General features: G+C 40.5%; 13 protein-coding genes. All 13 read left to right on the top strand.

Annotated elements, in window-relative coordinates; translation table 11 throughout:
- The first annotated feature begins 151 nt into the window (after positions 1-151).
- Positions 152-1,459: an FADH(2)-oxidizing methylenetetrahydrofolate--tRNA-(uracil(54)-C(5))-methyltransferase TrmFO gene (gene trmFO, locus QUF73_08375; GenBank protein ID MDM5226227.1), complete on the top strand. Its 1,308-nt coding sequence runs from the start codon at positions 152-154 to the stop codon at positions 1,457-1,459.
- A 64-nt stretch (positions 1,460-1,523) separates the two neighbouring features.
- A complete protein-coding gene (xerC, locus tag QUF73_08370; protein MDM5226226.1) occupies positions 1,524-2,426 on the top strand; it encodes a tyrosine recombinase XerC in 903 nt (300 codons plus the stop codon).
- 71 nt (positions 2,427-2,497) lie between these two features.
- Complete coding sequence (gene hslV, locus QUF73_08365; GenBank protein ID MDM5226225.1) at positions 2,498-3,040, top strand: ATP-dependent protease subunit HslV; 543 nt, start codon at positions 2,498-2,500, stop codon at positions 3,038-3,040.
- Between the two features lie 18 nt (positions 3,041-3,058).
- The gene (gene hslU, locus QUF73_08360) at positions 3,059-4,462 is read left to right on the top strand and encodes an HslU--HslV peptidase ATPase subunit (protein MDM5226224.1); all 1,404 of its coding nucleotides are present in this window, start codon (positions 3,059-3,061) and stop codon (positions 4,460-4,462) included.
- Positions 4,463-4,599: 137 nt separating this feature from the next.
- Complete coding sequence (codY, locus tag QUF73_08355) at positions 4,600-5,379, top strand: GTP-sensing pleiotropic transcriptional regulator CodY (GenBank protein ID MDM5226223.1); 780 nt, start codon at positions 4,600-4,602, stop codon at positions 5,377-5,379.
- Between the two features lie 427 nt (positions 5,380-5,806).
- Entirely contained in the window at positions 5,807-6,202 is a 396-nt protein-coding gene (flgB, locus tag QUF73_08350; protein MDM5226222.1) for a flagellar basal body rod protein FlgB, read from the top strand.
- Positions 6,203-6,204: 2 nt separating this feature from the next.
- Positions 6,205-6,657: a flagellar basal body rod protein FlgC gene (gene flgC, locus QUF73_08345; protein ID MDM5226221.1), complete on the top strand. Its 453-nt coding sequence runs from the start codon at positions 6,205-6,207 to the stop codon at positions 6,655-6,657.
- A gap of 12 nt (positions 6,658-6,669) precedes the next feature.
- A complete protein-coding gene (fliE, locus tag QUF73_08340; protein MDM5226220.1) occupies positions 6,670-6,975 on the top strand; it encodes a flagellar hook-basal body complex protein FliE in 306 nt (101 codons plus the stop codon).
- A gap of 135 nt (positions 6,976-7,110) precedes the next feature.
- Positions 7,111-8,718, top strand: a complete 1,608-nt coding sequence (gene fliF / locus QUF73_08335; protein ID MDM5226219.1) for a flagellar basal-body MS-ring/collar protein FliF — start codon at positions 7,111-7,113, stop codon at positions 8,716-8,718.
- Positions 8,719-8,730: 12 nt separating this feature from the next.
- Positions 8,731-9,747 carry a flagellar motor switch protein FliG gene (fliG, locus tag QUF73_08330; GenBank protein ID MDM5226218.1) on the top strand — a complete coding sequence of 339 codons (1,017 nt, stop codon included), beginning with the start codon at positions 8,731-8,733 and terminating at the stop codon, positions 9,745-9,747.
- Positions 9,731-10,516, top strand: a complete 786-nt coding sequence (gene fliH / locus QUF73_08325; protein ID MDM5226217.1) for a flagellar assembly protein FliH — start codon at positions 9,731-9,733, stop codon at positions 10,514-10,516. Before fliG ends, fliH begins: the two co-directional genes overlap by 17 nt.
- Positions 10,513-11,829 carry a flagellar protein export ATPase FliI gene (fliI, locus tag QUF73_08320; protein ID MDM5226216.1) on the top strand — a complete coding sequence of 439 codons (1,317 nt, stop codon included), beginning with the start codon at positions 10,513-10,515 and terminating at the stop codon, positions 11,827-11,829. The genes fliH and fliI overlap by 4 nt, the downstream gene beginning before the upstream one ends.
- A 3-nt stretch (positions 11,830-11,832) precedes the next feature.
- Positions 11,833-12,276, top strand: coding sequence for a flagellar export protein FliJ (gene fliJ, locus QUF73_08315; GenBank protein MDM5226215.1), 444 nt, complete (start codon positions 11,833-11,835; stop codon positions 12,274-12,276).

Below are 12,276 nucleotides of genomic sequence, written 5' to 3'. Positions count from 1 at the left end.
AGATGCAAATCGTTCACGAAACTTTATTATTTTTAAATCGTATTGTAAAATGGCAAAATGAATAAGAACAGGGTAAAGTAAGAGAGACTGTTTTTAAAAATATAAATTAATCATGCCATTGTCATCATAAGTATATATGGAGGTTCATTTTATGAGAGATACAGCAGTAAATGTAATAGGAGCGGGATTAGCAGGCAGTGAGGCTGCGTGGCAGCTGGCCAGCAGGGGAATAAAAGTAAACCTCTATGAAATGAGGCCAGTAAGGCAGACTCCTGCCCATCACACAGATAAATTTGCAGAACTTGTCTGCAGCAACTCTCTGCGTGCAAATACTTTAACAAATGCAGTCGGGGTATTAAAAGAAGAAATGCGGAAGCTGAATTCTGTTATCATCCATTCAGCTGACAGCAGTGCCGTTCCTGCCGGGGGAGCATTGGCAGTTGACCGCCATGATTTTGCTGCTCGTGTAACGGAACAAGTCAAAAACCATCCGAATGTAACGGTAATTAACGAAGAAGTGACAGATATTCCGGAAGGGCCAACTGTGATCGCTACTGGACCGCTGACAAGTGAAGCCCTATCCGGAAAATTAAAAGATCTTTCCGGCGAAGATTATTTATATTTTTATGATGCGGCTGCTCCAATTTTAGAAAAAGACTCAATCGATATGAATAAAGTTTATTTGAAATCACGTTATGATAAGGGAGAAGCGGCATATTTGAATTGCCCTATGACAGAAGAAGAATTTGACCGTTTTTATGAGGCTCTTACCTCCGCAGAAACAGTTCCATTAAAGGAATTTGAAAAGGAAATCTTTTTCGAGGGCTGTATGCCAATAGAGGTGATGGCAAACAGGGGAAAGAAAACCATGCTTTTTGGGCCGATGAAGCCGGTAGGTTTAGAAGATCCGAAAACAGGAAAAAGGCCATATGCAGTTGTTCAGCTTCGACAGGATGATGCTGCCGGAACACTTTATAATATTGTAGGTTTTCAAACACATTTGAAATGGGGGCCGCAAAAAGAAGTAATCCGCTTGATTCCAGGTCTCGAAAATGCTGAAATAGTAAGGTATGGCGTTATGCACCGGAATACATTTATCAACTCTCCAAAAGTCCTGCGCGCAACATATCAGTTCAAGAACCGGGATGATTTATTCTTTGCAGGGCAAATGACAGGGGTTGAAGGGTATGTCGAATCTGCTGCCAGCGGACTTGTGGCAGGCATCAATGCTGCAAGGCTTGTTAAAGGAGAGGATCCTATAGAGTTTCCTCATGAGACTGCGATTGGAAGCATGGCACGTTATATTACTACCGCTAACCCGAAAAGTTTCCAGCCTATGAACGCTAATTTTGGTTTATTTCCTGAACTTCCTGAAAAAATCAGGGGGAAAAAAGAAAGAAATGAAAAACATGCGGAAAGAGCATTAGGAACAATTCAGAACTTTGTGAAAAATTTGTAAATTATGTTGCGTTGGGCTGCTGAGTTGTGATACTATTTAGTAGCCCTTGCGAGGTGAACATTTAATGTCTGAAAATGTGAACGTTTCTTTAAAGTTGTTTATTGAATATTTACAAATTGAGAAAAATTATTCACAATATACAATTGAGCATTACCAGCATGATATTAGTGAATTTTTTATGTTCATGTCTGAACAAGCCATTGCAGATTTAACAAAAGTCGAGTATCAGGATGTCAGGATATTTCTTACTGATCTATACAATAAAAAGATGTCCCGTAAGTCTGTTGCCAGGAAAATATCAAGCTTAAGGAGCTTTTTTAAATTTTTGCTCAGAGAAGAGAAAGTGGCTGAAAATCCTTTTGCACTTGTTTCCATTCCGAAAGCGCAGAAAAAGCTGCCGGAATTTTTCTATGAGGAGGAAATGAAGCAGCTTTTCGATGCTTGTGAAGCAAGTACTCCTCTAGGGCAAAGAAATAAAGCACTTCTTGAACTATTGTATGCAACCGGCATCCGCGTCAGCGAGTGCAGCCAAATCCGCTTAAAAGACCTGGATATGTATTTATCAACGGTTCTTGTCCGCGGCAAGGGCAGTAAAGAGCGGTATGTCCCTTTCGGAAGTTTTGCCCAGGACGCACTTGACACATACATAAACCATGGACGTAAAGAATTGCTTTCTAATGGGAACGTGCAGGATAATTTGTTTCTGAATGCCCGAGGCGGTCCGCTTACAGCAAGGGGAATCAGGACTATACTGGATAAGATTATCGAGAAATCATCCTTATCAGGCAAAATCCATCCCCATATGCTTCGCCACACATTTGCGACGCATTTAATGGCAAATGGGGCTGATATGAGAACAGTTCAGGAATTACTTGGACACGCATTTCTATCTTCAACCCAGGTATATACACATGTTACGAATGAATACTTGAAAAAAACTTATATGGCCCATCATCCGCGGGCTTAGCAGAAGAATGTAAATACCGAATAGTCTGCAGAAAAAATCAAAGGCAATATGCTCCAAAGGAGGAGTCTTTCATGTCCGAATTTCATGCTACAACAATATTTGCTGTGCATCATAATGGAGAATGTGCAATGTCCGGCGACGGCCAGGTTACCTTTGGAAATGCAGTTGTGATGAAACACACTGCAAGAAAAGTCAGAAAGCTATTTAATGGTAAGGTGCTGGCCGGATTTGCGGGCTCAGTAGCCGATGCATTTACGTTATTCGAAATGTTTGAAGGAAAGCTTGAAGAGTATAATGGAAACCTTGAGAGAGCAGCTGTGGAGCTTGCAAAAGAGTGGAGAAGCGATAAGGTTTTGCGCAAGCTAGAAGCAATGCTTATCGTAATGAATACGGATAGTCTGCTGCTTATCTCCGGTACAGGTGAAGTTATTGAGCCGGATGATGGAATTCTGGCTATTGGATCAGGCGGCAACTATGCTCTTGCAGCTGGACGGTCTTTAAAGAGATTTGCAGGCGAACACTTGTCAGCAAGAGAAATTGCGAAGGCCTCACTTGAAATGGCTGCGGAAATATGTGTATATACAAACCACAACATCATTGTGGAAGAACTCTAATAAAAGGAGTGCTGTTGCATGGGTAAAGGAACAAATTTAACTCCCCGCCAAATTGTTGAGCGTTTGGATCAGTTTATCATCGGTCAAAAAGATGCAAAAAAAGCAGTCGCTGTTGCACTTAGAAATCGCTATCGCCGCAGCTTGCTTGAAGAAAAATTGCGGGATGAAGTAAATCCTAAAAATATACTGATGATCGGCCCAACTGGAGTCGGAAAAACTGAAATTGCGCGCAGAATGGCTAAATTGGTCGGTGCCCCATTTATTAAAGTGGAGGCAACCAAATTCACGGAAGTCGGATATGTGGGAAGAGATGTTGAATCCATGGTCAGGGATCTTGTGGAAACATCCGTCCGATTGGTTAAAGAAGAGAAGATGGCCAGTGTAAAGGAAAGAGCAGAAGAAAGTGCCAACCGCCGCATCCTTGAACTGCTTGTGCCGGGTGCCAAAAAGGCAGCTAACTATAAAAATCCTCTCGAAATGCTATTTGGCGGAGGTAATGATCAGCAGCAGGATACGTATCAGACAGAAGATTTAAACCTCCAGGAAAAGCGCAAGATTGTAAAAGAGAAGCTTGCACTTGGCGAATTGGAAAATGAAGTTATTACCGTTGAAGTAGAGGAGCAGCAGCCTTCCATGTTTGACATGCTGCAGGGCTCAGGTATGGAGCAAATGGGCATGAATATGCAAGATGCTCTGAGCAGCCTTATGCCGAAAAAAAGGAAGAAAAGGAAACTGACTGTACGGGAAGCAAGAAAGATCTTAACAAATGAAGAAGCCCAAAAGCTGATTGATATGGACGAAGTCGGCCAGGAGGCTGTATTCCGTGCTGAACAGTCAGGAATTATTTTCATTGATGAAATCGATAAAATAGCCAGCAAAAACAGCGGGGGTTCTTCAGCTGATGTTTCAAGGGAAGGTGTACAAAGAGACATTTTGCCAGTGGTAGAAGGTTCAACAGTAGTAACCAAATACGGTTCTGTAAAGACAGACCATGTATTGTTTATTGCTGCCGGGGCATTCCACATGGCAAAGCCTTCCGACCTGATTCCTGAATTACAGGGACGTTTTCCGATCCGTGTGGAGCTTACGAAACTAACTGTTGAAGATTTCTACAAAATACTCGTTGAGCCCGATAATGCATTAATAAAACAATATGAAGCATTATTGGTAACTGAAGGTATACAAATTGAATTTTCTGACGATGCTATTCGTAGGATTGCTCAATTTGCTTTCGAAGTTAACCAAAATACAGATAATATCGGTGCTAGGCGTCTTCATACTATCATGGAAAAACTGCTTGAGGATTTATCGTTTGAAGCACCGGATATCACAATGGAAAAAATCACAATTACCCCTCAGTATGTTGAGGAGAAACTGGGAGCCATTTCCCGCAATAAGGATTTAAGCCAGTTTATCCTATGACCCATAGTTTAAAGAACCATGTCATAGGGTACACGAGAAATGAATCTTAAATTTTTTACGAATGTTCATGAAGTAATAAGTTATTTAATCTTAACAAAATATATGTTTATGGGTTGTAGCAAATAGGAGGAAATACAATGGATTTATTAACAAAAACAAGAAAAATTAATGCAATGCTTCAAAGAGCGGCCGGAAAACCGGTTAACTTCAAGGAAATGTCAGAAACACTAAGTGATGTAATCGAAGCAAATATCTTCGTAGTGAGCCGCAGAGGCAAACTGCTTGGATTTGCTGTAAACCAGCAAATTGAAAATGAGCGCATGAAGCAAATGCTGGCAGATCGTCAATTCCCTGAGGAATACACTAAAAATTTATTTAACATCCAGGAAACTTCATCAAATCTGGATGTAGAAAGTGAATATACTGCATTCCCGGTTGAAAACAAAGATCTTTTCGAAAGTGGTTTGACTACAATTGTTCCTATCATCGGCGGCGGTGAGCGTCTGGGTACATTAATTCTTGCCAGATTGCAGGAACAGTTCCATGATGATGATTTAATTCTTGCTGAATATGGTGCTACTGTTGTTGGTATGGAAATCCTTCGTGAAAAAGCGGAAGAAATTGAAGAAGAAGCACGCAGCAAGGCAGTTGTACAAATGGCAATCAGTTCTCTTTCATACAGTGAGCTGGAAGCGATCGAGCATATCTTTGAAGAGCTTAACGGCAACGAAGGGCTACTTGTAGCATCAAAAATTGCTGATCGTGTAGGCATTACGCGCTCTGTAATCGTAAATGCCCTAAGAAAACTGGAAAGTGCAGGAGTTATTGAATCCCGTTCTTTAGGTATGAAAGGTACTTATATCAAAGTTCTTAACGATAAGTTCCTGGTTGAATTAGAAAAACTTAAATCAAACTAATATAGCCGCTAAAAAACCCGTCCTTTAAAGACGGGTTTTTTTTACAAATAGATTACATATTTTATTGGTAAATTTATGTATTTTTATCATTTTTTATAAGGATTTTAGTCTTATATTACATAATTAGTTATTGCGGTGTTTATATTGAATGATCCAAATTACCTACCAGTGAAATATATAATAAAATTAGATAGGAGAACGAATTCTTGTATTATTGGTAATTATTAGAAAAAACATTATAACTTTCAGCATATTTAAAAGATTTGTCGAAAATAGGACAAAAGAATCATTAAAATTAACCTTATGTTCATAGACATATTATTTCATATTCATTACAATAATGTTTATGATGACATAATTTGTCCATTATCACCAAATTTCTACAATAATTACCAAAATAAAATTGTTTTTATATGAGGTGTTATGATTGAAACTGTTTTCAGGCACTATATCAACTTTAGAACAAGCATTGGATTACTCTTCGCTTAAGCAAAAGGTAATATCTCAAAATATTGCGAATGCGGATACTCCAAACTATAAAGCAAAAGATGCAAGCTTTAAAGAGGCTTTTCAGAGCGCTCTAAATGGATCAATGGAAGCAAACAAAAGTGATTTCAGGCATTATGACTTTAAGTATGGATCTACCTCAGGACAAGGTGTAGTTACAAAACGCAATGCTTCGTACAATCATAATGGCAATAGCGTAGATGTAGATAAGGAAATGGCTGATCTGGCTGCAAATCAGATTTATTATAATGCAGTGATTGAACGAGTAAGCGGTAAGTTTTCTAGTCTGCAAAATGTATTGCGGGGAGGCAAATAGTAATGTCTATGTTTCATAGTATGAATAATACAGCATCGGCTCTTACTGTCCAAAGGCTCCGCATGGATGTGATTTCTTCGAATATGGCCAATGCGGACTCTACCAGAAGTGTGAATGGAGATGGACCCTACAGAAGGAAGTCAGTAGTATTGGAACCGAAAGAAGGTCAATTTTCTTCTTTTTTAAATATGGCAATGAGCCGAAAAGGCGGAAGCTCTGCAGGAAACGGTGTAAAAGTGTCAAGAATTGTAGAAGATCGAGAGACGCCAACTAAAATGGTTTATGATCCAACACATGTCGATGCTAATGAGAATGGATATGTTGAAATGCCAAATGTGGATCCTTTAAGAGAAATGACGGATCTAATGAGTGCAACAAGATCTTATGAAGCCAATGTAACTGTTTTTAATGCCTCTAAAGGCATGATGATGAAAGCTTTGGAAATCGGCAAATAAGGAGAATGTTAAATGAATACTGTAACTTTTATGCCAGTGAATGCTTTAATGCCTGCTGAAAATCAAAAGACTCATACATATACAGCATTCGATGCTCAGCAAAGTTTTTCGTCCGTTTTAAAGCAATCAATTGAAAAAATAAATAATGCGCAGATTCAGTCAGATGTTATGACTGAAAAGCTTGCAAAGGGAGAAAACGTCGACCTTCACCAGGTGATGATTACATCACAGAAAGCGAGCATTACAATGCAGGCTGCGCTGGAAATTAGAAATAAAGTAATTGAAGCCTATCAGGAAGCGATGAGAATGCAAGTCTAATTCTTTAATTTTAAAAAAATTGAAAGAATCCACTGAATGGTGAGGTTTTTTCAATTTTTTAATGAATGAAAATGATTAAAGCTAAAAACTAGTTAAGGCGGTTATTAGCTTAGACAGAATAACCGGAGGATTGTGATGAATGAGACACTACAGAGATATATAGGTAAAGTGAAAGAATACTGGGGCAGCAGGACAAAGAAACAGAAGACGGTTATGATTGGTGCTGCTGCAATATGTATATTGCTGATTGCGGCTGCCGCGATCCTAAGCACCAGGACTACTCTCGTTCCACTATACAGCAATTTAACACCCTCTGAGACTGGGACGATAAAAGAAAGTCTAGATACCAGGGGCGTTGTATCGGAAATCGCAGATGGCGGAACAACGATCAAGGTTCCTGAAGAGGTAGTAGATACTCTGAAAGTAGAACTGGCAGCAGAAGGAATTCCGAAATCCGGAAGCATTGATTATTCGTTTTTCAGCCAAAATGCTGGCATTGGCATGACTGAAAATGAATTTAATGTCCTAAAGCTGGAAGCAATGCAGACTGAACTTGCGAATTTGATGAAAGGGATCGATGGAGTAAACGATGCCAAGGTAATGATAAACCTTCCAGAGAAAGGCATTTTTGTAAATGATTCTTCTGAGGAAGCATCTGCCTCTATTGTTCTTAACACCAAACCAGGATACCAATTTGAAGAATCGCAAATCCAGGCGCTTTATCACCTGGCTGCGAAAAGTATACCAAATCTTCCCACTGATAATATCGTCATTACTAATCAGTATTTTGAGTATTTTGACTTAAAAAATAAACAAAATTCTTCACCTGAAAGCACCTTTGCAGCACAGCATGATATTAAAAAAGAGATAGAACGCGATGTACAGCGGCAGGTGCAGAATATGCTGGGCACTTTAATGGGGCAGGATAAGGTTGTTGTATCTGTAACCGCCGATATTGACTTTACCCAGGAAAACAGAGAAGAAAACCTCGTTACACCTGTTGATGAAGAAAATATGGAAGGTATAGCTATTAGTGCTCAAAAGATTACGGAAACGTTTACTGGCAATGGCGATGCTGCTGGAGGATTTACTCCGGCTGGCGGCAGCGATGAACCTGCAGGCACTGATTCGGCTACTTATCAGGAAAGCGGAAATTCTAATGGGGATTATGAACGGATAGAAGAGACTATTAATAATGAAGTAAATAAAATCCGCAGGGAGATTGTCGAAAGTCCTTATAAAGTCAGGGACCTGGGCATTCAGGTTATGGTGGAACCGCCGACAGCTGATGATCCTGCATCACTTCCGCAGGAAAGAATTAATGATATTACACAAATACTTGGGACTGTTATTCGTACAACCATTAATAAGGATGCTTCATCCGATGCTGAATTAACAGATGAAGCAATTCAGGATAAAATTGTCGTCTCCGTACAGCCTTTCAATGGTAAAGTTGAGTTTTCTAATGAGACTAGCACCAGAATTCCTTGGTGGATATATGCAATCGGCGGCGTACTGCTTTTAATCATTGCTCTATTAATCTTCCTTTTTGTTAAAGCGAGAAAGAAGCAGAAGAAAGAAGAAGAGATGGAAGCACAAACTGCAGAGACATTCAATCTTCCGGATGTAAATGACGAGCATGAAACAGAAAGTACAATGAGACGCAAGCAGCTGGAAAAAATGGCGAAGGAAAAGCCTGAAGACTTTGCAAAACTGCTTCGCACTTGGATCGCAGAAGACTAAGGAGGATGAAAAATGCCAAAAAAAGAGCAAAGAGAACTAACAGGTAAACAAAAAGCGGCAATTCTTCTTATTTCACTCGGTCCTGATGTTGCATCCTCTGTTTATAAACATTTAAGCGAGGAAGAAATTGAGAAATTGACTCTGGAAATCTCCGGGGTCAGAAAAGTTGATTCGTTTGCTAAAGAAGAAATACTTGAAGAATTCCATCAAATTGCCCTGGCACAGGACTATATCACTCAGGGCGGGATTGGTTATGCAAAAACAGTTCTCGAGAAAGCACTCGGTACCGAGCAGGCTTCGGCCATTATTAACAGACTGACGTCTTCTCTGCAGGTAAGGCCATTCGATTTTGCCAGAAAGGCAGATCCGGCACAAATCCTGAATTTTATTCAAAATGAGCATCCTCAAACAATCTCATTGATATTGTCCTATCTTGAGCCAGCGCAGGCCGGGCAAATCCTGTCAGAGCTGCCGCAGGAAATGCAGGCGGATATTGCAAGAAGGATTGCCGTTATGGATAGCACATCTCCTGAAATTATCAATGAAGTTGAACAGATTCTTGAGAGAAAGCTGTCTTCTACTGTAACACAGGATTATACTCAGACCGGCGGCATTGAATCGGTTGTGGATGTTCTTAATGGGGTTGACCGGGCGACAGAAAGGACTATTCTGGATGCACTGGAGATTCAGGATCCAGAGCTTGCTGAGGAAATCAAGAAGAGAATGTTTGTATTTGAGGACATCGTTACCCTTGACAGCCGCGCCATACAGCGTGTTATCCGCGACTGTGAAAGTGAGGACCTCATGCTTTCATTGAAAGTGTCCAGTGATGAAGTTAAGGAAATCGTCTTTAAAAATATGTCATCCAGAATGGTTGAAACCTTTAAGGATGAGATGGAATACATGGGTCCTGTGAGATTAAGAGATGTTGAGGAAGCCCAATCAAGAATAGTCGGCATTATCCGAAGATTAGAAGAATCAGGAGAGATCATCGTCGCTCGCGGCGGAGGGGATGATATTATTGTCTAGGCTTATTAAATCATATTCTTCCGCAGTGCCAAAAGAAGAAAAGAAAGTCATTTCTATCAGACTGCTGCAATGCAATTTAAACCATATTGAAGATGCATCTGAGCAAAACGCGGCTAGAACAGATGTAGAGCTTCAAGCCATGCTGAACAGTGCCCGTGAGGAAGCTGAGAGGATTGTAAATGCTGCGAGAATAGATTCAGAAAATAAAACTCGGCAAATGGACGAGCAGCTCGAAGCGCTGAAACAGGAAAAACAAAAGGTTCTTGAGGAAGCCCGCTCTGAAGGATTTGCTGCTGGCGCTGATGAAGGCAGACAAAGCGGTCTCCGGGAATACAGTGAACTGATCCATATGGCAAGAGAAGTTGTAAACTCAGCCAAACATGATTACCAGCAGCATATCGAATCATCAGAACAGACCATTCTAAATTTGGGATTAAAGGTTGCAGGAAAAATTCTTGGAGAAGTGCTTGATCAAAATAGTGACCAATTCCTTTCCATTGTAAAAAGAGCACTAAAGGAAGCGAGAGAGTACACTGAGATTCAGCTCCATGTACACCCTATGCATTATGATTTGATTCTATCCCATAAGGATGAACTAATCCGGGTATTTCCAAAAGAGACAGATTTATATATTTATCCAGATGAAGAACTAAGCGATACAAGCTGCATAATTGAATCAGGAAATGGACGAATTGAAGCCAGTGTTGACAGCCAGCTTGAAGAAATAAAAAGAAAACTCTTTGAGATGCTGGAGAGTGAGCCAAATTGAAACTTGAACAGCTGATCAATGAGGTGGATAAAATTGATAGCTTTAAGCGTTTTGGAAGAGTAAAAAGAGTAGTCGGTTTGATGATTGAGTCTCAGGGCCCGGAAAGTTCTATTGGGGATGTATGCATTATTCATATAGGCAAAGGACGCACAAGAAGGATCCAGGCGGAAGTAGTCGGCTTTAAGAATGAGAATGTGATTCTTATGCCTTTTACAGATGTACAGGATATTTCACCAGGCTCTCTTGTCGAGACAACATCTAGACCTCTTGAGGTGAAAATTGGTCCAGCTCTTATTGGACAGGCAATAGACTCACTGGGACAGCCTCTCGATGAGGCGAATTTGCCAAAGGGTTTGACGCCAGTCCTAACTGAACAAACGCCTCCTAATCCGCTGAAAAGGCCGCCAATCTCAGAACCTATTGAAGTAGGAGTAAGGATGATCGACAGCCTGCTGACAGTAGGAAACGGGCAGCGGGTCGGGATATTTGCCGGAAGCGGTGTAGGGAAAAGTACACTTCTTGGAATGATAGCCCGGAATACCAATGCAGATTTAAATGTGATCGCTCTTATTGGCGAGAGGGGCAGAGAGGTAAGGGAGTTTATTGAGAGGGACCTCGGACCGGAAGGTTTGAAGAGATCCATCGTAGTTGTAGCTACGTCAGACCAGCCGGCACTCATGAGAATTAAAGGGGCATACACGGCCACAGCAATTGCTGAGTATTTCAGGGACAAAGGCTTAAATGTCATGTTAATGATGGATTCAGTAACCCGGGTGGCTATGGCCCAGAGGGAAGTCGGCCTCGCAGTCGGTGAACCGCCAACAACAAAAGGGTATACGCCTTCTGTTTTCGCGGTCCTTCCTAAGCTGCTTGAAAGAACAGGAACAAACGAATATGGCTCTATAACTGCATTTTATACCGTATTGGTCGACGGTGATGACATGAATGAACCAATCGCTGATACAGTCAGGGGAATACTGGATGGACACTTTGTTCTGGATCGTACATTAGCGAACAAAGGACAATATCCGGCTATAAATGTCCTGAAAAGTGTAAGCCGGGTTATGAACCATATTGCAGATGCCTCCCATATAAAATCAGCTGAAAAAGTAAGGGAAATGCTGAGCACATATATTAATGCAGAGGATTTAATTAATATTGGAGCTTATAAGCGCGGGTCATCGATAGAAATAGACGAAGCCATTCGATTATATCCTTCGATTATCTCTTTCTTGAAACAGGAAACGAATGAAAAAATTTCTATCTTGGAAAGCATTGGACAATTAAAAGGATTAGCTGGAAAAGGGGAATAAAAATTGCAGTATCAATTTAAGTTCAATAAAATCCTGAAGATAAAAGAAAGAGAAAAAGATCAGGCGATTGATGTATACAATCAGGCTGTCAAACGATTTGAAGAAACTGCCAGGAAACTGTACGAACTTCTCAAAAAGAAAGAAGATCTGGAAGAATATCAGCAATCAAGGCTGGCTGAAGGTCTTCCGGTTCAGGAAATCAGGCATCATCAGCATTTTGTGAGCAGCCTTGAGAAGACAATTGACCATTATCAAAAGATGGTCGCCAATGCACGTACTCAAATGAATTTCCAGCAGGAAAAACTAATGGAAAAGAATATTGAAGTAAAGAAATATGAAAAAATGCAGGAAAAAGATTTAGCTGGCTTTTTGGAAAGCATGAAGCAAGCAGAAGGAAGGCAAATGGATGATATCTCGATTCAGCTGTATATGAATCGAGGAAATTAG

The sequence above is a fragment of the Cytobacillus sp. NJ13 genome (assembly GCA_030348385.1).
Classification (GTDB): Bacteria; Bacillota; Bacilli; order Bacillales; family Cytobacillaceae; genus Cytobacillus.
Note: the sequence above shows the minus strand (reverse complement) of the source record. Positions and strands in the feature narration are given on the sequence as shown.